Origin of the sequence: Gardnerella sp. KA00127, assembly GCF_049244125.1 — a bacterium.
Classification (GTDB): Bacteria; Actinomycetota; Actinomycetes; order Actinomycetales; family Bifidobacteriaceae; genus Bifidobacterium; species Bifidobacterium swidsinskii.
In genome coordinates, this window is record NZ_CP058377.1 from 1382488 (window position 1) to 1404261 (window position 21774).

General features: G+C 45.9%; 20 protein-coding genes. All 20 read right to left on the reverse strand.

Annotation, left to right across the window (positions count from 1 at the left end; translation table 11 throughout):
- Positions 1-8: 8 nt before the first annotated feature.
- Entirely contained in the window at positions 9-752 is a 744-nt protein-coding gene (gene sufU, locus HXT48_RS05570; RefSeq protein WP_076002659.1) for a Fe-S cluster assembly sulfur transfer protein SufU, read from the reverse strand.
- Positions 753-809: 57 nt separating this feature from the next.
- A complete protein-coding gene (locus tag HXT48_RS05575; protein WP_421793210.1) occupies positions 810-2162 on the reverse strand; it encodes a SufS family cysteine desulfurase in 1353 nt (450 codons plus the stop codon).
- Positions 2163-2231: 69 nt separating this feature from the next.
- The gene (gene sufC / locus HXT48_RS05580; protein ID WP_004110671.1) at positions 2232-3008 is read right to left on the reverse strand and encodes a Fe-S cluster assembly ATPase SufC; all 777 of its coding nucleotides are present in this window, start codon (positions 3006-3008) and stop codon (positions 2232-2234) included.
- A gap of 9 nt (positions 3009-3017) precedes the next feature.
- On the reverse strand, positions 3018-4265 hold the full coding sequence (sufD, locus tag HXT48_RS05585; RefSeq protein WP_116431891.1) for a Fe-S cluster assembly protein SufD: 1248 nt from the start codon (positions 4263-4265) through the stop codon (positions 3018-3020).
- On the reverse strand, positions 4265-5803 hold the full coding sequence (gene sufB, locus HXT48_RS05590; RefSeq protein ID WP_049762345.1) for a Fe-S cluster assembly protein SufB: 1539 nt from the start codon (positions 5801-5803) through the stop codon (positions 4265-4267). Before sufB ends, sufD begins: the two co-directional genes overlap by 1 nt.
- Before the next feature lie 332 nt (positions 5804-6135).
- A complete protein-coding gene (locus HXT48_RS05595) occupies positions 6136-7818 on the reverse strand; it encodes a CTP synthase (RefSeq protein ID WP_012913898.1) in 1683 nt (560 codons plus the stop codon).
- Between the two features lie 62 nt (positions 7819-7880).
- On the reverse strand, positions 7881-8336 hold the full coding sequence (locus tag HXT48_RS05600; RefSeq protein ID WP_004110700.1) for a type II 3-dehydroquinate dehydratase: 456 nt from the start codon (positions 8334-8336) through the stop codon (positions 7881-7883).
- Between the two features lie 19 nt (positions 8337-8355).
- Positions 8356-10038, reverse strand: coding sequence for a bifunctional shikimate kinase/3-dehydroquinate synthase (locus HXT48_RS05605; RefSeq protein ID WP_012913897.1), 1683 nt, complete (start codon positions 10036-10038; stop codon positions 8356-8358).
- The gene (gene aroC / locus HXT48_RS05610) at positions 10035-11222 is read right to left on the reverse strand and encodes a chorismate synthase (protein ID WP_012913896.1); all 1188 of its coding nucleotides are present in this window, start codon (positions 11220-11222) and stop codon (positions 10035-10037) included. Before aroC ends, HXT48_RS05605 begins: the two co-directional genes overlap by 4 nt.
- 49 nt (positions 11223-11271) lie before the next feature.
- On the reverse strand, positions 11272-11688 hold the full coding sequence (locus HXT48_RS05615) for a peptidase A24 (RefSeq protein WP_080551028.1): 417 nt from the start codon (positions 11686-11688) through the stop codon (positions 11272-11274).
- A gap of 172 nt (positions 11689-11860) precedes the next feature.
- Positions 11861-13051: an endolytic transglycosylase MltG gene (gene mltG, locus HXT48_RS05620; protein ID WP_116431892.1), complete on the reverse strand. Its 1191-nt coding sequence runs from the start codon at positions 13049-13051 to the stop codon at positions 11861-11863.
- A 45-nt stretch (positions 13052-13096) separates the two neighbouring features.
- Positions 13097-13555 carry a Holliday junction resolvase RuvX gene (ruvX, locus tag HXT48_RS05625; RefSeq protein ID WP_004110340.1) on the reverse strand — a complete coding sequence of 153 codons (459 nt, stop codon included), beginning with the start codon at positions 13553-13555 and terminating at the stop codon, positions 13097-13099.
- Between the two features lie 54 nt (positions 13556-13609).
- Positions 13610-16294 carry an alanine--tRNA ligase gene (alaS, locus tag HXT48_RS05630; protein WP_116431893.1) on the reverse strand — a complete coding sequence of 895 codons (2685 nt, stop codon included), beginning with the start codon at positions 16292-16294 and terminating at the stop codon, positions 13610-13612.
- A gap of 206 nt (positions 16295-16500) precedes the next feature.
- Entirely contained in the window at positions 16501-16746 is a 246-nt protein-coding gene (locus HXT48_RS05635; protein WP_116431894.1) for a hypothetical protein, read from the reverse strand.
- Positions 16746-17192, reverse strand: coding sequence for a DUF948 domain-containing protein (locus HXT48_RS05640; protein ID WP_116431895.1), 447 nt, complete (start codon positions 17190-17192; stop codon positions 16746-16748). The genes HXT48_RS05635 and HXT48_RS05640 overlap by 1 nt, the downstream gene beginning before the upstream one ends.
- A 150-nt stretch (positions 17193-17342) precedes the next feature.
- Complete coding sequence (locus HXT48_RS05645; RefSeq protein WP_421793029.1) at positions 17343-18017, reverse strand: histidine phosphatase family protein; 675 nt, start codon at positions 18015-18017, stop codon at positions 17343-17345.
- A 141-nt stretch (positions 18018-18158) separates the two neighbouring features.
- Positions 18159-18785: a 30S ribosomal protein S4 gene (rpsD, locus tag HXT48_RS05650; RefSeq protein ID WP_004105277.1), complete on the reverse strand. Its 627-nt coding sequence runs from the start codon at positions 18783-18785 to the stop codon at positions 18159-18161.
- Between the two features lie 436 nt (positions 18786-19221).
- Positions 19222-20004: an ABC transporter ATP-binding protein gene (locus tag HXT48_RS05655; RefSeq protein ID WP_421793030.1), complete on the reverse strand. Its 783-nt coding sequence runs from the start codon at positions 20002-20004 to the stop codon at positions 19222-19224.
- A 2-nt stretch (positions 20005-20006) separates the two neighbouring features.
- Positions 20007-21218 carry an FtsX-like permease family protein gene (locus tag HXT48_RS05660; RefSeq protein ID WP_004110327.1) on the reverse strand — a complete coding sequence of 404 codons (1212 nt, stop codon included), beginning with the start codon at positions 21216-21218 and terminating at the stop codon, positions 20007-20009.
- A gap of 38 nt (positions 21219-21256) precedes the next feature.
- Positions 21257-21670: a DUF4418 family protein gene (locus tag HXT48_RS05665; protein WP_004110325.1), complete on the reverse strand. Its 414-nt coding sequence runs from the start codon at positions 21668-21670 to the stop codon at positions 21257-21259.
- Between the last annotated feature and the right edge of the window lie 104 nt (positions 21671-21774).

A 21774-nucleotide genomic window follows, 5' to 3' on the forward strand; every position in this document is an offset into this window, starting at 1 on the left:
TTTCGATTTTACAAGCTGCCAAGAATTTGCGGATTCAAGTTTTGTGAAGCTTTTGCGATGCTGTCTTTTAAGCCTTCCCACGCCAAAAGCGCGCACTTAATTCGCATTGGGTAGCGCGATACGCCTTGCAAAACCATTGCATCTTCCAGCGCATCTTCGTCCTCTTCGCTTTGCAAACCTTCTCCGCGAGATTCCATAAGTTTGTGGAAAAGCGCGTCTAATTGTAAGGCTTCGTCAACTGATTTTCCTTCGACTAGATCAACCATCATTGAAAGGCTTGCTTGCGAAATTGAGCAGCCGTGACCGTCCCACTTAATACTTGATACTATTGGTGTTTCGTCATTATTTGCGCTGCGCGAAAGCTCCACGCGCATGGTAACTTCGTCGCCGCAAGTTGGATTGAATTGGTGCGATTGACCTAAAGCAGAGTTTTCGTCAGATGTAACAGCACAACTTTCGTGAGTATTATTTAGGGTGATTTCGGCAGATTTTGTATTTTCAGCAGATTCTTTATTTTCGGAAGATTCTGTATTTTCTGCAGATTCGGCAGATTCAGCAGATTCTTGAGATTCTTCCTGCAATTCCGCTTGTGCGAGCGCATCCGTGCTTTCAAAATGAGTTTTGCCATGCGGATTTCGCGCAGCATCCAAAATCACTTCTTGATACATGCTTTCCAAGCCGTCACCAGCCGCATCTGAAAAACCAGCGCCCGCACCAAAACCAGCGCCCGCACCAAAACCCATATCAAACATACGCACTCCTTACCTACTTCCTAACTCGCTAACTATCCAACTCGCTCGCTAACAATATTATGCGCCAAAGTAGGCGCGAACGTGTGAGACTGCTTCAACAAACGCGCGAGCCTCGTCAACTGTGTTGTAAACACCAACAGAAGCGCGATTCGAAGCGTATACACCAAAATGACGGTGAATCGGCTGAGCACAATGATGCCCGACGCGAATCGCAATGCCTTGAGCATCCAAAAACTGTCCAACATCGTGCGGATGCACGCCCTCAACTTCAAAAGCAACTGTGCCAATTCGATTCTCTAAATCAGTCGGACCTAAAACGCGAACGCCTGGAACATCCCGTAATTTTAGCAATTCTGCAGCAATTTCCTGCTCATGCTCTGCAACTCGGTTCATGTCCAACGAGCGCAGCCAATCCGCTGCAACTCCTGCCGCAACCATTTGCGCAACAGGCTGAGTTCCAGCCTCAAAGCGGTAAGGCGCATCCATGTATTGCGCCGGCTTGTTAAGCCAAGCAAGCTCCACCATTGAGCCGCCAAAATTCGCAGGCGGAAGCGCGTTCAAAAGCTCGCGACGACCATACAAGAATCCAACTCCCGTAGGACCATACATTTTATGCGCACTAAATGCCGCAAAATCAACGTCTAATGCGTGAAAATCAACTGGAATATGCGGAACTGACTGGCATGCGTCGAGCACAAAAATCGCCCCAACTTCATGAGCACGCTTGCAAATCGACGAAACGTCCGTAACAGCGCCAGTAACGTTGCTAATATGCGTAACTGCAACGATTTTCGTGCGCTCGTCAATAATTGTTCGCAAATAATCTGCATCCGTGCGCACGCGACCGTCTTCTGTTACGTCAATCCAGCGAAGCTCTGCTCCCGTGCGAAGAGCCAGCTCCTGGAATGGAAGCAAGACAGAATGGTGATCCGCGCGAGATACGACTATTACGTCGCCTTCACGAAGCGCAAAATTTTGGCGGAAATCACGCTTAAAATCAGCAGAATCGGCATAATCATCGCTGCATTTTTTGCAAATTCTCGCCTTCGCACTAGCGTTACCAATAGCAGTTGCGAGAAGATTAAGTGCGCCGGTCGCGCCCGGAGTAACAATAATTTCCTCGCTGCCAGCGTCCGCGCATGCTCCAACAAGCCGCGCAACTTTCGCACGCGCTTCTTCGAACGCAACCGTGGAAAGCGCCGCCAACTCATGCGCTCCCCTGTGCACACCAGCGTTAATTGTTTCGTAAAATTCTTTTTCGGCATCGATTACAACTTGCGGCTTTTGCGAAGTAGCTGCAGAATCCAAGTAAATCAAGGGTTTTCCGTGCACAGTATCGTGAAGCGAAGTGCCATGAACTGTGCGACTTAAAATCGGAAACTGCGAGCGCAAATCGCTAAATTCTCGCATAATATTTTCTTCAGTCACTGTAGTCATATTCTAAGCCGTTAGTTAAAACTATTATTTTATGAACCGCGCTTAAGCCAGCGCCGACTCTGTTGCACCTTCCGGCAAATACTTGTCGTAGCCTTCTTCTTCCAGCTCGTCCGCAAGTTCCGGTCCTGCCGTCTTTACAAAGTGACCTTGCGCAAAAACGTGCACAATATCCGGCTTAATATACTTAAGGATTCGCGTGTAATGCGTGACCATCATAATGCCCAAACCGGTGTTTTCCTTGGCGCGATTCACGCCTTCTGACACAATTCGAAGAGCGTCAACGTCGAGTCCGGAATCAGTTTCGTCCAAAATCGCAAACTTTGGTTTCAAAAGCTCTAGTTGCAAAACTTCCGCGCGCTTCTTTTCGCCGCCAGAAAAGCCTTCGTTTACAGAACGCGACGCAAATTTTGGATCCATTCGAAGCTTTTTCATAGCCTCGCTAAGTTCTTTCACCCAGCTTCTTAAAGATGGAGCTTTGCCTTCGACTTCAGTTTTTGCAGTGCGAAGGAAGTTCGTCATAGATACACCAGGTACCTCTACCGGGTATTGCATTGCGAGGAATAATCCGGCTTTCGCGCGTTCGTCAGGAGTCATTTTCAAAATATCTTCGCCGTCGAGAAGAACTTGACCCGAATCTACTTCATACTTTGGGTGCCCTGCCAAAGTGTAGGCAAGAGTAGACTTTCCAGATCCGTTAGGACCCATGATTGCGTGAGTTTCGCCAGAATTAACTGTAAGATTTACGCCTTTTAAGATTTGCTTGCGACCTTCTTTTGTTTCTACAGAAGCGTACAAATCCTTAATTTCCAAAGTTGACATGTTTTTCTCCTATTCTTCCGTTCTTGCAAGACGGCGCTCAATCGCCTTCATTAAGTGATCAACAATTTCCGGAACGCCAATTTCTTCAATAAGCTCGTTAAAGAATCCACGCACAACAAGCTTTCTGGCTTCAATCTCACTAACTCCGCGCGACTGCAAGTAGAAAAGCTCTTCGTCGTCAAATCTGCCGACTGAACTTGCGTGACCGGCACCAATAATATTTCCGTTTTCAATTTCCAAATTCGGCTCAGAATCGGCGATTGCTCCAGGAGTGAGCACTAAATTACGGTTCAACTCGTACGAATCCGTGCCAGGAGCTTCCGGCTTAATAAGCGCGTTTCCAACCCAAGTCGAATGCGCGCCCTTTCCTTCCAAGGCACCTTTATACACTACTCGCGACTTGCATTCTGGATAGTTGTGCACAACCATCGTGCGGTGCTCAACATGCTCGCCTGGATCCACAAAATACATGCCGAGCATGTTCAAATCACCCTGTTCGCCGCCAAAATCCTGATCCATGCGAATGCGCACAACATTTCCGCCAAGAGTGACCATCGTGTGGCGAAGCGAAGCTCCCTCACCAACGTGAATACGCTGATTTCCAACGTGTTTACTGCCCGAATCCCACTCTTGAATAAAGGTAGTAGAAACGTGCGCGTGCTTTCCGAGGATGATTTCCACACCTTCAGCAAGTTTTGCGCAGCCGGTATGTTCGATAATAATGTCAGCATTCGAGCGAGAATCCGCTTCGATTACTAAGTGCAATGCGTCAAGCGTATTAACATTATCACCCTGAATTTTCAGTACGATTGGCTTTTTGATTTCGCCAGATACGTGAAGCACGTATGCAGATTTCGCTGTATTCCACGCGACTGCAGCTACGCGATCAGACGGCTTCATATCGGTATGAGGAGCCTCGTTTTTCGGCTTTACTTGCAAACTTACGGAACCGTCGCTACCAACGTAAGAATCATCCAATGCAGCTCCACCAACACCTTCAAGAGTTACTTGAATACTATTAGATGGTTCAAAACGCTCGAAAAACTCGGAAATTCGCTCAACTGGAGTATATCGCCAATCTTCCTGCTTTCTAGTTGGAATCGCAAAATCTTCCACATTAAACGAGCGCACGGATTTATCTGCGCTAGAAGGCATTGCTGCAGGAACCGCATACGGATCATTAGGGTCTGCTATAGGAATAGTAATTTCTTTTTCCGTCATTTTATTGCCTAAATTCTCTTTTAAATCTTCGCTCATCAGCCCACGGATCCTTCCATTTGCAACTCAACTAAGCGATTCAACTCAAGCGCGTACTCCATTGGCAGCTCGCGGCTAATCGGCTCCACGAAGCCGCGAACAATCATGCCCATAGCCTCTTTTTCTTCAAGCCCTCGACTCATCAAATAGAAAAGCTGATCCTCCGAAACCTTGGAAACAGTGGCCTCGTGAGCCATCGAAACGTCATCTTCGCGCACGTCAACATGCGGATAAGTATCGGACCTGGAAAAATCGTCAACAAGCAAAGCATCGCACACAACAGACGAACTAGAGCCCTTCGCACCCTTAATAATCTTCACAAGACCGCGGTAAGCTGAACGTCCGCCGCCGCGCGAAATCGACTTAGCAACAATCGTAGAACTCGTGTGAGGAGCTAAATGAATCATCTTCGCACCAGTATCTTGATATTGTCCGCGGCCAGCAAAACTCAAAGACATAGTCTCCGCTTTTGCGTAAGGCTCGGCAAGAATACAAGCAGGATACTTCATAGTAGCTTTGGAGCCGATGTTTCCGTCAACCCACTCCATTGTGCCGCCCTCGCGCACGTAAGCTCGCTGAGTTACCAAGTTATACACGTTATTTGACCAGTTTTGCACTGTTGTGTAACGCACACGCGCATGCTTTTCCACAACAATTTCAACGTTTGCAGCGTGAAGCGAATCCGTGGAATAAATTGGAGCCGTGCAACCTTCAACGTAATGCACATAAGAGCCTTCGTCCGCAATAATAAGCGTTCGCTCAAACTGACCCATGTTCGGCGTATTAATTCTAAAGTAAGCTTGAAGCGGAATATCCACGTGCACGCCTTTTGGAACATACACGAACGAGCCGCCACTCCAAGCCGCGGTGTTAAGAGCTGCAAACTTGTTGTCGTCAACAGGGATCACGGTTGCGAAATACTTTTTTACAAGCTCCGGATACTTTTGCACTGCCGTATCCGTGTCAACAAAAATCACGCCTTGAGCTGCCAAGTCTTCGCGAATCGAATTGTAAATAACTTCCGACTCGTACTGTGCTGCAACGCCTGAAACTAAGCGCTTTTTCTCCGCTTCCGGAATGCCTAAGCGATCGTAAGTTTTGCGAATATCTTCCGGCAAATCGTCCCAAGTTTTTGCTTGATCGTGAACCGGGCGCACGTAGTATTTAAAATCGTCAGCGTCAAAACCGCTTAAATCCACGCCCCAATCCGGCATTGGCTTTTGCAAAAACGCGCGGTAGCCTTGCAAGCGAAGATCTAGCATCCACTCCGGCTCGTTTTTATCGGCAGAAATTGCGCGAACAACCGACTCGTCAATACCTTTTTTTGCAGCCTCGCCTGCAGCGTCCGAATCGTGCCAGCCGTAATTGTAATCACCAAATTCAGCAACAATTTGCTCATCTTGGCGGATTTTCTCTTCGTTTACGCGAGCGCGATCTGCCACATACTGGCTCATTTCAACGTCTGCAGCTTTATTTTTTGCTAGATTACCATCGCTTGCTGCAACGCTTGTATCGCCAGTAACGCCAGTATCATTCATATTGCCAGTATCGCTCATAAAGCCTGTAACACCTCCATACTTAACGCACACCTGCGCGCGGTACGTATCAATTGGCAAAAGCTGCTCCCCAAGCGCTACTTTTGCACTCTCCCCACTCAATTATCACCTATCTAAGGTTACCTCGTAATGCGATTTCTTGGTATAGCCGTGTTACGCGCAAAACGTAATGTTTATCACAATCTAATAAAACAAAAACGGCAGAAACTTTACGCGCGTGTAAAGAAAAGATCGGTTGCGAATGAAAAAGCGGCAAAACTTAGGAAAACCCAGTCTTACCGCTTATTTCTATTTACTTAATTCTTACTTAAGCCTTACTTATCAGCCTTACTACTAGCAGCAGCTTCCTGATGTTCCAGTGCTGCCGCAACCAATCCAGCAAACAGTGGATGAGGCTTAGTTGGACGAGACTTAAACTCTGGATGAGCTTGAGTTGCTACGTAGAATGGGTGAGCTTCCTTTGGAAGCTCCACAAACTCAGTCAAATTACCATCTGGGCTTTGGCCGCTAATACGCAAGCCAGCTTCGCGCAAACGATCCTTATATGCCACGTTCACTTCGTAACGGTGACGATGACGCTCAGTAACATGCGTAGTGCCGTAAAGCTCAGCAACAATAGAACCTTCTTCAAGCATTGCAGGGTAAGAGCCAAGTCGCATTGTGTGACCCATATCTCCCTTACCAGCCACGATATCCTTCTGCTCTTCCATAGTCGCAATTACTGGATCGCCACAATCCTTCTCGAACTCAGTGGAATTAGCATCCTCAAGCCCAAGCACGTGACGAGCGTACTCAATAACCATAGATTGCAAGCCAAGGCAAAGACCAAGCGTTGGCAAACCATGCTCGCGAGCGTAACGAAGTGCGCCAATCTTACCTTCAATACCGCGAATGCCGAAGCCGCCTGGAATAACCATGCCGTCCATTTGGTCAAGAGCCGCAGCTGCACCTTCTTGAGTTTCGCACTTGTCGGCAGCAACCCAGCGCACATTCACCTTAGCCCAGTTTGCAAAACCGCCAGCTTTAATAGCCTCGGTAACAGAAAGGTAAGCATCCGGCAAATCAATATACTTTCCAACGATTGCAATGTTTAGCTCATGCTTTGGATGATGCACGCGCTCAAGCAAATCTTCCCACTCGTTCCAATCAACATCGTGGAATGGAAGCTCAAGCTCGCGAACAACGTAAGCGTCCAAGCCCTCGTTGAACAAAATCTTCGGCACATCGTAAATGCTTGGAGCGTCAACGCAGTTCACAACGCCTTCAGCATCGACATCACACATAAGCGAAATCTTGTCTTTAATAGCCTGATTAAGCGGACGATCGGAGCGCAAAACAAGCGCGTCTGGAGAAATACCAAGCTGACGCAGCATCATCACAGAATGCTGAGTTGGCTTAGTCTTCAACTCGTGCGCTGCAGCAATATAAGGTACCAAAGAAACGTGCACAAACATGCAGTTTTCAGGACCTAAATCGCGACGAACTTCGCGAGCAGCCTCCAAGAATGGCTGGGATTCAATATCGCCAACTGTGCCGCCGATTTCCGTAATAATCACGTCTACATCGTCGGAAGCTTGCGCGCGCATACGCGACTTAATCTCGCCAGTAATATGCGGAATAACTTGCACGCACTGACCCAAATATTCGCCAGCGCGCTCCTTACGAAGCACAGATTGATAAATCTGACCAGTTGTAACATTTGCTTTCTGGCTTAAGAAAACATCGAGGAATCGCTCGTAATGACCAATATCGAGATCTGTTTCTGCACCATCTTCCGTAACATAGACTTCGCCATGCTGGAATGGGTTCATTGTACCCGGGTCAACATTGATATAAGGGTCAAGTTTTTGTTGTAATACATGCAATCCGCGACTGCGTAAAAGTCGACCTAAAGATGATGCTGTAAGGCCTTTTCCGAGGGACGAAACTACGCCACCTGTGACAAAAATATGCTTTGTAATATGCTCCTGAGAGTTACCATGTTGTCTTCTAACCATGGAACTCCATGGTATCTTCGAGCCTCGACGCTGGGTGTTGATTCGCAAAAAATCGAACAAAATCAAACAAGATGCGCAACAGCTTCCAAAGCGAGCTTATAGCCGTATAATCCCATGCCTGTAATAGTGCCGGTTGCAACAGGACTAATTACACTAATTTTACGAAAAGCATCGCGCGCAGCAGGATTAGAAATATGCACTTCCATGAGCGGAACTCCAGCATCCAAAACCATGTGAGCAGCGTCCGCGAGCGCGTAACTGTAGTGTGTAAAAGCGGCAGGATTCATAACAACAGGCGTATGAGTATCGGCAGCTTCGTGCATCCAGTGAACCATTTGCGCTTCGTCGTCACTTTGGCGCACTTCTACTTCAAACCCAAGTTCCGCACCCCACTTTTCGCATTTCTCGCGCAAAGTTTCAAAGTTCTCGCTACCGTACACGTCCGGCTGACGCACGCCTAAACGACCTAAATTCGGTCCGCTTACAACAAGCACTTTTTTTGTATGCTGATTTTCCATTTTTACCTCGCAAGATTAATTATTTTTGCTTATAAACGCGCTCAAAAGCTTCACGAACAGCTTCAATAGGCGGATTGTCTAAATGCATAGGATTAGAAATACCATCCAAAATTACGAAACGTAGCATGTTGCCGCGCGCTTTCTTGTCGCGATGCATAAGGTTAAGCACACACTCAAAAGCAGCATCCGCATCTTTGGCACACTGCCACGAAGTTGGCAATCCAAGCGAATCCAAAAGCGAACGATGATACGCAACGTCTCCCGCATCCAAATATCCTAAAATTTGCGCAAGCTCCGCCGCAAAAACCATGCCAACAGCTACAGCGTTTCCATGACGCCAACGGAAGTGCTCAATCTGCTCAATAGCGTGACCAAGCGTATGCCCGTAGTTCAAAAACTCGCGCAAACCCTGCTCTTTTAAATCGCTCGATACGTGATACGCCTTTACTTTAACTGTGCGTTCAATAAGCTCCACGAGCAGTTCATGAAGTTCGTTATTATTTTCTAAATCATCCCCATTAAATTCACGCAAAAGCCTTGCGTTATTGGCATCGCTAAGAATCTTCAAAATTTCGCCGTCGCGAATAAAACCAGATTTTGCAACCTCGCCCAAGCCTTCAATAAGAATATCGTTTGGAAGAGTTGCAAGCGTAGAAGTATCTGCTAAAACGCCAGCTGGAGTGTAAAAGCTGCCGACTAGATTCTTTCCAGCATCCGTATTAATACCAGTTTTACCGCCCGTAGACGCGTCAACCATCGCAAGAAGCGAAGTAGGGCAGTTTACATAGCGAATTCCACGCATCCAAGTTGCAGCAACAAATCCAGCGACATCCGTTGCTGCTCCTCCGCCTAAACCAACAATTGCATCCGAACGAGTAAAACCAGCTTCTGCCAGGTTAGCCCACAATCCACTTGCAACTTTAATAGTTTTTCCAGCTTCTGCATCCGGAATTAACATGTCGAAAACTTCGTAACCAGATTGGCGCAAAATAGTTCGAGCTTTGTCGCTATGACGCTGAACAGGTTGCGTGTGAACTAACGCCACTTTAACTGGCTTAGTTCCAAGCATTTGCGGCAGAAGTTGCATTGCACCGTCACCAATTCGCACATCGTATGGTTCAATTCCTTCACCTGTTACGTGCACAATACGTTGCATAATCATGCTCCTTAATTTTTCTGCAGCCATATACGGAGTCGAACCTTTTGTTTGCATGTGAATATTCGATACCGCTCTAAAAACAGGATCTCTCTGCTCAAATAATTCCATCCAACGCTTTTGCGCATCTTCTCCAGAAAACATAGGACGATTATTATTCCAGCTTGCACGCTCAATAGCCTCTTTAGCATTTGCTTGCAAATACACAACGCGACCGCCACAGCGCATATACTCACGCAAAACTTTTTGAGTTTCTTCACGCATAGGCGCACCGCCACCAAGCGAAACTATTCCCTTTGTAGAATCTTCTGTAGGTGTATCTCCCAAAATTGCCTCTCGCACTATGCGAGCTTCTATTTTACGAAAAGCATCCTGGCCATATTCCTCGAAATATTGCGGTATTGACATATCAATATCGCACTCGATCATGTCATCTGTATCATAAAAAGGCAGATTCATAAGATGCGCAACTTCGCGGCCAACACGCGTTTTTCCAGCAGCAGGCATGCCAATAATAACAGCTAGCGGAAGTTTAGTGTTGCTCATTTCATATTCTCCGGCCAGGAAGCTACGTAAGACTCCACATTTCGGCGCGTTTCTTGCAAAGAATCTCCGCCGAATTTTTCCAAAGCATACTTAGCTAAAGTAAGCCTTACCATCGCTTCTGCAACTACAGAAGCAGCTGGCACAGCAGTGAAATCAGAGCGCTGATTAATAGCTTGAGCAGCTTCGCCAGTAAGCACATCCACTGTGCGCAAAGCGCGTGGAATAGACGGAATTGGTTTCATTGCAGCGCGCACGCGAATGATTTCGCCGTTCGACATTCCGCCTTCAATTCCTCCAGCTCGATTAGTAAGACGCTTAATTTTCCCATTTTCGTCTGTTACCATTTCGTCGTGCGCGGCCGATCCGGGGCGATCTGCTTCTGCAAAACCGTCACCAATTTCCACGCCTTTAATAGCCTGAATTCCCATAATCGCGCTCGCGAGAGCCGCATCCAAGCGACGATCCGACTCAACGTATGTGCCAACTCCTGCAGGCATGCCGTAAGCAAGCACTTCCACTACTCCACCGAGCGTATCTGCATTTGCTTTTGCTTCGTCGATGCGAGCCATCATTCGCGCTTGCGCATCTTTGTCGAGAGTGCGAACTGGAGAAGCATCCAAAGCAGCAACATCATCTGGTGTTGGTAAAGCTAAACTTTTGTTAGTGTATTCGCCGCCAATGCCGATAACATGCGCAACTGTGCGCACGCCTAAAGCTTGCTGTAAAAACGCATCAGCAATAGCACCCAAAGCAACGCGCGAAGCTGTTTCCCTAGCACTCGAACGCTCTAAAACTTCGCGAGCATCATTAAAACCATACTTGCGCATACCAGTTAAATCCGCATGCCCTGGACGAGGGCGGCTCAAAGGAGCATTTCTGCCAACTTGCTCAACCTCGTGATCCAAAGGATCTGCACTCATTACTTCGGTCCACTTTGGCCACTCTGTATTCGCGATTTCTACAGCAATCGGAGAACCAAGCGTTACGCCGTGGCGAACTCCAGTTAAAAGACGCACTTTGTCTTGCTCAAACTTCATACGCGCGCCACGACCATAACCAAGGCGACGGCGAGCAAGTGCCGAAACTACATCATTGCTAGTAATGTGCACGCCAGCCGGCAAACCTTCAATCATGGCTACTAACGCTTCACCGTGCGACTCCCCTGCCGTTTGCCATCTAAGCATGCCATTTCTCCATTCTCAAGTAATTTACGCGTCTAAATACTTTACTCTACTAACTACCAAGTATTGAGCAGGTTGTTATTGACAGCAATGCTGCGAGTATCGCAGATATTGCTTCTACTGGTACGAATGGTATTGATGCGTTGATTGGCGAGCAGATTTTGCAGTAAATTTTCCATAGCAAAAGCCAAAGTAAGCCAACTGCTCCAACTAAAGCGAACCAGTAAATTAAGCAGTAAAAGCCGAATAATACCAAGGCTTGCGCAATCATCGACGCGCTCGTAACATCTCCGAAGCCAATAGCATTTTTTGCGGAAATTTTTCGCATACTCCAGTAAATTACAAAAATAATTACGCAAGAAATCCAGCCGAAAATAAGCACGCTAATATTTCTAAACAAAATAACCGAATATATGAGATTCGCAAAAGATTGAAAAATTCCTGCAATAACAACCCAAAGTCTTGGCACTACGCGACTTTTTATGTCAGTTGCGCAAACTGAAATTAAACATGTGAGCGTTGGCAGCACCGATAGTATCGTAATAATTAATTGCTTCATTAAAGCAGATTACGAAAACTTGCGAAACTGTTACAACCTCAAAACATATATGTGGTTAAAAGCTATATTTTTATTTAACAGTTTAGTTACCTTCGGGATTGTTGCGCTTGTACTCGTCGCGGAACTTCAAAAAGTCGTCTTTGTTATCCGCAAACTTCGTTTCGCCAGTTTTCAAATTCGTGGTGACGAAGTAAAGCCACGGACCGTCTTGAGGCTTAATAGTGGCAAGAAGAGCGTTGTCTCCAGCAATGCCAATAGGCGTAGGAGTCAAACCCTTATGAATACGTGTATTATACGGATTATTTGCATCGTCAAGCATTGCTTGCGTGAGTTTAATAGGTTTTACTCCCGCGCCGTAACCAACAGTAGAATCCATTCCTAACGACATATCTTTTGCCAAACGGTTCAGTATTACGCGAATAACTTTGCCATAATATTCGCGATTATTCACTTCAGCTTCGGCAATAGATGCCATAATTAAGGCTTTTTCTCTATCTTTACCTTTAGGAATTCCAAGAGAATCAAGTTTTTCAATACGCTTTTTTACCATTGCGGAAAGAATAGCATCCGCACTTTTCATAGCTTTTACGTTATAAGCTCCAGGCTCTAGCCAGCCTTCAACACTACCGTTTGCTTCAGCAGGCAGAATTCCTGCAGCACCATCAGCTAACGCAGCCTTGAATTTATCTAAACTTATTCCAGATAATGTTGAAGCTTTTTGCAAAACGTCTGCTGCGTGATCCCCTGCACGAACTTCAAGGAATCCGCCTGCTTTTGTTTGATCTGAAAGAATATCAACTACATCAATAGCAGCCATATGTTTTTTCAGTGAGTAAACGCCAGGATACAAAATTTTATTATTTGCAGAAACAGCTGAAGTAAAAGCTGATTGAGATTTAACAACATTTGCCTTAACTAATTTGTTGGCAACGCTAATAGCACCCTCGCCGGTGTCAATAGTAAACTCAACCGTTCCAAAGCCTGGGCCTGGCCAATCTGCAACAGACTCGCTATTTTGAGATAATTTCCACGCGCGAACCGCACTGTATCCAAAATATCCAACAACAGCTAATACGAATACGAGCAGAATAGATAAAACGACTTTTGCTCTACGCCTGCGTTTTTTTGCTTCAAGACGAGCTTTAGCACGTTTTCTGGAGCTAACAGTCGAAGACTTGTATTTAGAAGAATTAGATGATTCTGACGACGGCTCGCCATCATGCTCAGTCCACTTTGCATGTTTGTCAAAAAATTCATCAAAATTGTCAGACACGCTATTCTCCTCTTCGCTATTTCTGCTTTTATTCGATTTTCAAAACTACTCTGCATTATTTGCGTCAAGCGCAGACTGCAAAATCAACACTGCCGACTGCTGATCTACCATTGGACGATGCTTTTTAGTAGAAAGATCCGCTTGCAAAAGCTGACGATGAGCACTTACTGTTGTCAAACGCTCATCTTTCCAAACTACTTCTGGCATATAATCCAACGCCCAATCTTTTTCGTCATGCAATATTTGCATGCGTTTTATTAGATTCTTCCCCCAGCGCAGAGCTTTTTTAGCAGATTTTCCTTCAGTGCCATCAAGTTGCAAAGGCAAGCCTATAACAACTTTTTCTACATTGTTATCTTCAATAACTTCAAGCACTTCATCTATAGCATGGAAGGAATCTCCAAACACTTGCACATTACCAATAGGATGTGCAAAGGTGAGACCAGGGTCGGAAAGTGCAAGTCCGACCCTTGCGTCACCTAAATCAATACCTAACCACACCATATTTCGTGTTGCTTTTGGTATAGATTCGTAAATTTTTAAGCTGTAAAACACGCACTAGGCGAGCTTAGCTACTTCTGATTTCGCAGCTTCGAGAGCTTCATCAAGCTTAGAAGCATCTGTACCACCGCCCTGAGCGAAGTCTGGCTTGCCGCCACCGCCGCCACCAAGCACCTTGGAAGCAGTACGAACCAAGTCGCCAGCCTTAGCACCAAGACCGCGAGCAGCTTCGTTTGTAGCTACTGCAATCATTGGTCGATCGTCTTCATTAACACCAGCAAGTGCAACAACCACTGGAGCATCTTCACCTAAACGAGCACGAATATCTAGGACTGTCTTGCGCAAAGCATCGAATGAGCCAAAGTTGCCAACATTCTTAAGAGCCAACTTAACTTTTTCGTTACTATTCTTTACTTCATCAACTAATGTTGGTACAGCTTCATTTAATTGAGCTTCGTAAACAGAAGCAAGCTTACGATCAGAATCCTTCATCTTGTTAAGCAAAGATTCCAAACGTTCAACCAACTCGTCTGGGCGAGCATTAACCATGTCTGCTAATTGCGCAACCAAAGTGTGCTCGCGGGCGCCATACTCGTACGCTGCCTCGCCGCAAAGAGCGTCGATTCTGCGCACACCAGAGCCAATAGAAGACTCGGAAAGGATTGTAACCATACCAATCTTTCCGGTGCTCTTAGCGTGAGTGCCACCGCAAAGCTCGCGGCTCCAACCGTCGCCGATTTCAACAACGCGCACAACATCGCCGTACTTTTCGCCGAACAAGTGCATTGCTCCAAGCTTAAAAGCGTCGTCGATTGGCATTTCCTTAGGAACAACCTGCAAATCGTCGCGAATACGCTCGTTTACGCGAGCTTCAACGCGAGAAAGCGCATCCTTATCAACAGCCTTTGGCCACTGGAAGTCGAAGCGCAAGCGGTCTGGATCAACCACGGAACCGCGCTGAGTTGCCTGTGGACCAAGCTCTTCTCGCAAAGCCTTGTGAAGGGTATGCGTAGCAGTGTGGCTTCGAGCCAAAGCAGCTCTACGAACCTGGTCAATATTGGTGTTTACAGGAGCACCAACGCTAAGAGTTCCTTCGGTAAGTCGGCAGCTGTGAACAATCAAATCCTTGATTGGTCGCTGAACATCGTCAACTTCCAAAATCGCGCCGTCATCGGAAATAATCTCGCCCTGGTCAGCAATCTGGCCGCCGCGCTCAGCGTAGAATGGCGTGCGGTCGAGAATAATCTCAACGTTTGCAGGAGCAGTAACGCTTTTAACAGAGCCTTTACCTGCTTCAACAATTGCCAAAACGTTAGAACGGCTGGAGAAGTCAGTGTAACCGAGGAAGTCAATTGGCTTTTCGAGAGCCTTCTTAATGTCGTCATAAACGCTAACATCCACATTGTGGCGCTTCTTCAAAGCATCCGCGCGAGCGCGACCTTTCTGCTCGCTCATAAGCTCGCGGAACTTAGCTTCGTCGACCTTAACACCCTGCTCGGCTGCCATCTCAAGAGTAAGCTCAATTGGGAAGCCGTAAGTATCGTGCAAAGTAAACGCGTCTGCGCCGCCAACTATAGGGTCATCCTTATGCTCTTTCTTGGCTTTTTCAACAGCAAAATCGAGAATAGTCGTGCCCTTTTCAAGAGTGCGACGGAAAGCATCCTCTTCACCGTAAGCAGCTTCGCTAACCTCGTGGAAAGTATCGTTAAGCTCCGGGTAGCTTGGCTCCATTGCAGACTTAGAAACTGGGAAAAGCGTTGGCAAAACTGGGTCTTGCACGCCAAGCATACGCATTGCGCGAACAGTTCTGCGAAGAAGACGGCGAAGCACGTATCCGCGGCCAACATTGCTTGGACGCACTCCGTCGCTCATAATCATCAAAGCGGAACGCACGTGATCTGCTACAACGCGGAAACGAACATCCGCATCAGCGTTGCTGCCATACTTTACGCCACTAAGCTTTTCTGCCGCTTCAATAACTGGGTAAACTTCATCGGTTTCGTAAATGTTTTCCTTGCCTTGCATAAGGTAAGCCAAACGCTCCAAACCAGCGCCTGTATCAATATTCTTTTGATCGAGTTCGCCAGCAATATGCAAATCAGTCTTAGATTTGACGTTATCTACCTGGTAATTTTCGAAAACCAAATCCCAAATCTCAATAAAGCGAGATTCGTCAGCAGCCGGACCTCCGTCGCGACCATACTTAGGACCGCGATCCACGTAGATTTCGGAGCATGGACCGCCAGGACCAGGACCGCCGGTAGTCCAGAAGTTATCTTCCATACCGAAAACTTGCATATGCTCTGGGTCGAAGCCTTCGTTCTTCCAAATTGCGCGGGCTTCATCGTCGTCAGTATAAGTAGTAACCCAAAGCTTTTCAGGGTCAAAACCGTAGCCGCCCTTATCTTGAGGAGTTGTCAAAAGCTCCCAAGCGTAGTGAATAGCTTCCTCTTTAAAATAATCGCCAAACGAGAAGTTACCAACCATCTGGAAGAAAGTGCCGTGACGAGTAGTCTTACCAACTTCGTCAATATCTAGAGTGCGAACGCACTTCTGATTCGAAGCCATACGACGCGAAGGAGGCGTCTGCTCTCCGAGCAAGTAAGGAATAAACGGCACCATGCCTGCGATAGTAAATAACGTAGTTGGGTTCGGCGAAATAAGAGAAGCCGAAGGAACAACCATATGACCATTCTTAGCAAAATAGTCAAGATAACGCTTTGCAATTTCTGCTGTGCGCATACGTACGAACTCCTTGTGTAATTTTTAGCAAGACCCACGCAAACCGTCACAAATAACCGTCACAAACAAAAGCCACATGCAACGCCCACACGAAATCGTGCCGCATGACGCACGACGCAATCATGCAAACATTCAATATAGTACTTCAATACTTAACTTAACTAAACTTAGCAAAGTAACGAAATTATGAAAAACTTGTTTTTTATTTAAAATTCCCTATTTCTACGATTAGCATAACGAGAATTAAGCTCAGCTTCATGCTCTTTACGGCTAGTATTGAAATCTTTAAACAATCCCATTACTGTGCGCAATGTGATATTTTTCGGTTCCTCATCAAAAATAAAACGACTAGCAGAAGACGGCATTTTTGCTTTAACATATGCACGAGCCTTCGTAACTGTAAGAACACCAATTACAATGCCAATAAACATCCAAAATAAACGCTTGAACATTACTCTCCCCTGCCTGCATTATTAGTTGCATTCTTGTCAGAGGATTCTTTTGAAACGTTACGATTGGCACTATTCTTGTCTGTTGGCACAGTCGGCTTATTGAAGAAAGAAGAAACAGTATCTTTTAGAGCATAACCAGCAGCTGCAATTTTTACGAGCGGTTTTCCAAGGAAAGCACCATACAAATCAGTAAGAGCACCAATATTCGTAACAGTTGTGCGCGTAGCTCCTGAAACAGCGTTTACATCGTCAAGAGTCTTATTAACTTGCTTAATCGTCGTCACAGACTCGTCAATTGCAGGCATCGCATGCTCACCCGACTCTTTGACAGTTTTCGCAATCTGATCGAACAACTTGCCCAATCTAATTAGCGGATAAATCAAAAAACCCGAAAGCACAGTAAACGCAATCGCGGCAATAAGAGCAGCTATGTCTCCAACGCTCATCGTAACCTCTTTCTGTACCATTTTTGCTTAAGACTTCACCGCGCTGAAAGCTAATACAACAGCAAATCAGACTACAGTTAAAACCATTCGCAATGACTTAAGACTAACGAACGGTAACGACGCATACGTTAAGAAAGCTGTAGCAAAAAGCTACTCGTTGTAGCCTTGAATAGTAATAGCGTTATCAATAGGTTTAGTAGTGTCAAAATCGAGCCTAGTTACGCTTCCGTTTTGAGGGCGTTCGCTTAAATCGTAGCCTGCAGGCGCAAAACGGTGCATAAGACTTAGCAAAGTGTTGCCATGCGAAATTTGCAAAACATTATCTCCATCGTTAAGCAAAGAATTTGAAGCGATTAACGCAAAACCCTCTTCTACGCGAGTCCAATATTCGATATCTGACTCGGCATCGTGGAAAGGATCCGCTTCTTTAAGCATGTCACGAGTGGCTGCAAGCCCAAATTTTTCAACAATTTCGTTATAAGTGTGCGCTCCGTGAGGCGCTCCTGCAGCCCACCAAGCCATTTGCATATCTTGACCTTCAAAATAGCCGTAGCATTGCTCACGAAAATGCATATCGCTTACAAGCTTTGGACGCGCGTTACCGGCAGCTTCATTTACGTCGAGAATACACTGAGCCGTGATTTGCGCACGCGTAGTATCCGAGCAGTAAGCTGCAGCAAAAGTAATATTTTGCAGCTTTTTTGCGACAGTATCCGCATCTTTCAAACCTTTTTCAGTAAGCGGAGAATTTGACCAGCCTTGCAGTCGATTATAGCGATTAAATAGCGTCTGTCCGTGACGCACTAAATAAAGATGCAGCAACATAGCTCCATTATTGCACTAAGCGGTACATAACTGTCGAAAACACCAAACAAACCGATGAAATCGACAAAAACGCATTGACCCCTGCCACGCGAATGCGCAACAGGGGTCAAGCGGTATGTCCTTAAGAATTAAATCGGCGAATTAACGAGCGTAGTATTCGACGACGTACTGAATGTTGACTTCAACTGGAATCTGATCGACTTCCGGCTTACGAGTCAAAGTAGCCTTCAAAGAGGCAAGATTCACATCGAGGTAACCAGGAACTGCTGGCAAAACGTCGCGATGAACGCCTTCTGCAGCCATCTGGAATGGAACCATGGTCTGGCTCTTGGCACGAACCTGAATGGTCTGACCTGGCTTCACACGGTAAGATGGGCGATCGACAAGATTGCCATCAACCAAAATATGACGATGCACAACAAACTGACGAGCCTGGGCGGTGGTGCGAGCAAAGCCTGCACGCAAAACCAAAGCATCAAGACGAGTTTCCAAATCGGTGAGCATTGCGTCACCGGTCTGGCCTGCAGTGTGCGTACCCTTCTCGTAAGCAGCACGAAGCTGCTTCTCGGAGATGCCGTACTGAGCGCGAAGACGCTGCTTCTCGCGAAGACGTACTGCGTAATCGGACTCGGTGCGACGACGAGTGCGACCGTGCTCACCTGGAGCATATGGACGCTTCTCGAAGATACGCTGAGCCTTTGGGGTTAAAGCGATGCCGAGGGCGCGAGAAAGACGCACCTGACGGCGAGAACGCTGAATATTAGTCATAACTAATCCTTTAATTCTGTCGTTATCTGAACGGAACGTGAACCAAGTTTTTAGTCAATCGCAAAATCGCCTAAAAATTATTCACGCTGAGCCGGCCTCTCCAGTGCTTCTTCGTGCTAACACACGAACGCGCAAGTATTAAAACGTTGAAATAACGCCATAACTACCGCGCGCCGACCCACTGATGGGCTAAGGCTCCAGATGATGCTTACACAAAATAGGCATCGTTTCTGATTCTACACACCACTAAGAATAATTGTTGATATTTTTCGTACTGAGCGCGAAACTCACGTTGTAAGTTCCTCGGCAAATGTTCCACAAACCAGCCAAAACGCTCGCGCGAGTAACGCGCTCGCTTGCGAAACTCGCGTTGGAAGTCCACTGGACTTCCAACTTTAGCGAGTTTCCGGATTGAAGTGCCTTCGCGCGCTACGCTTCAAGCGCTCCGGCAAGTCAATCCGCAATCCATTGTGTATGTGCAATCCGCACAGCGAGCAGCCTCAACATCGTGAGTTACCATGAGCACTGCCACACCATTTTTTGCAGCCTCGCGCAACATTTTCACAACTATGCGAGTATGCTCTACATCCAAATCGCCAGTAGGCTCGTCAAGAATAAGAAGCTTTGGATTGTTTATTAGCGCGCGCACAATCATTACGCGACGCATTTCACCACCCGAAAGCTCATTTGGGTAGCACCACAGTAAATCTTCAATATGCAATTGCTTGCAAAGTTCTAACGCGCGAGTCTCGTTTAAATCTTCGCTTACTTCAGACTTACTTACTTCAGCCTTACTTATTCCAGACTTACTTACTTCACAAGCACTAGCTGCAATTTGCACAGGTAAAAGTATGTTGTCATGCACAGTAAGATTTTGTAAAAGCGTCTGCGATTGCGTCACAAAACCTATATCACATGCGCGCAAACGAGACATTTTTGCATCACTAAAAGTGCGTTCAGAAATCTCTTCGCCGCAAACTTTTACACTTCCATGCGTTGGCTTCAATAACCCAGCAATCAAATTTAGTAAAGTAGATTTTCCGTTACCTGACTTTCCAACGATTGCCACAAAATCGCCGCTATTTAGCGCAAAACTCACGTTATTTACTGCAAAAAATTTGTGTTTTCTGCGCATAAATTCGCGAGTTACACGAGTAAGCTCAACAACAGGTAAAATATCAAACTCATTACTTGGCAGTTTTTGACTCTTATCTTCCATACTTACTCACCTGATCTAAGTGTCAAATACGTTTCGCGCATAGCAATGCGCAATGTGGTAAGTGCTGAAGCTACAACAACTGCAACAAGCGCAAGTAGCACAGACGCTAACATAAGCACTGCTACTGGTAGCGCAGTCACTTCCAAATACGGAAGCTGCAATTGTTCAGAAATAAGAGAACTGTAAGGGAACAATATAAGACTTGCAGACGCAACACCCAATACTCCACCAACTAAGCCAAGTATCGCAGATTCCCTAACGACAACGCCTAAAAGCATATTTCTTGTTGTGCCAAGTATGCGAAGAGAAGCAAACTCTTTTTTGCGCTCGTTTACAGATGTTGAAAACACTGCAACTAAAACTAGCAATCCAACTAGCCAGCACGCAGCAATTATAAAAGTCAACGTGCGAGTAAAAACACCAAGATTAGCTTGCGTAGTTGCTGTAATTCCGCCCGGAAAAACTATGCCAATGCTTGAAAGACCAGTTGTTTTGCGAATATTTTTTGCAACTTCTTGCGCGCTGTAACCCTTTTGTACTTTTACAAGTACTGCAGAAACTGCTTTTTTAGCATATTCCTTTGGAATAGCAGTGTGCCCTACTTTCGTTGAATACTCAACTACTTGCGGCACACTTTCGCGTCGCACAAACACTGAATTATCAATGCTTGTGCCGGTTTTTGCAAGCTGTGCAGCTACAGGCCATTGGTGTCCAAAAAGACGAACAGTATTCATATAAGACACGATTACATTTGCGCCAGCAATCATCTCGCCTTTTTGTAACTTCTGCTTATGTTGAGAATAAATCCAAGGACCTATAACAAAATCAGAATCGGGATCAAAACCAATAATTTGCAATTTTTCAGCGCAACATCCTGCAGAAAGCGAAGAAATATACGTTTGTGCACTCGCCTTTTGCACACCCGGAGAGCGTCTTACTAAATTCTCAATATCGTTAGTGAAATAAAAAGTGCTTGAACCACTGTTTGTAAGCAACGCTTCTGCCTTAGTGTGCGTACCTTGAGGGATAACCATAATATCGGCTCCCATGCGTTCTCGCATACTGTTCAAGCCGCGTTCAAGATTCATAGAAATCAGCGAGCCGCCGAAAAATATTGCAGACAAGCACGCAGATACAATAATAAGTGCAGCAGTGCGCAATGGCTTGCGTTTAAGATTTTCCAGCGGCAATCGCTTTAGCGTAATAGTGCGCATAATTTTGCTTTAGTAAGCTTTTCGAACTATTTGAACTATTAATCTTCTTTATTATCCAAATACACGGAAACAGCTGCGAATACCAATGCGAGCACAGACAGAACAATCAACGTTGGGCGCATAACGGATGCACAATGCATCATTGGGCTCTTGCACACGCCAATAAGGAATGTTGTAACAGCAAGCATAAGCAAAGCATTCACAACTACAGCAATATTTAAACCAATGCGAACATTTTCTTTAACAAATAACGCAATAATTCCAAGTACTGCAATAACTAAGCCGATTCCAACAGCTGCACGACCTGTGTAGTAGCATGCCATAGGTTGCATCATCATATGCATTTTGTGCATGCCTCCGGTTGAGCATGGCTTTGCAAACGTCAATGGTGCAATGGCAATAAGCAAGCCGAAAATAATTGCAGGAATTGATGCGAATAATTTGTTTTTCATAATTTATACCTCATTAAATGTATGTTTTTATTTTTTAGTGTCACATTTTCGTTAATGCAACACGCTTCTCGGCACCCACACCCGCGAATGCCACGTCCTTGTTA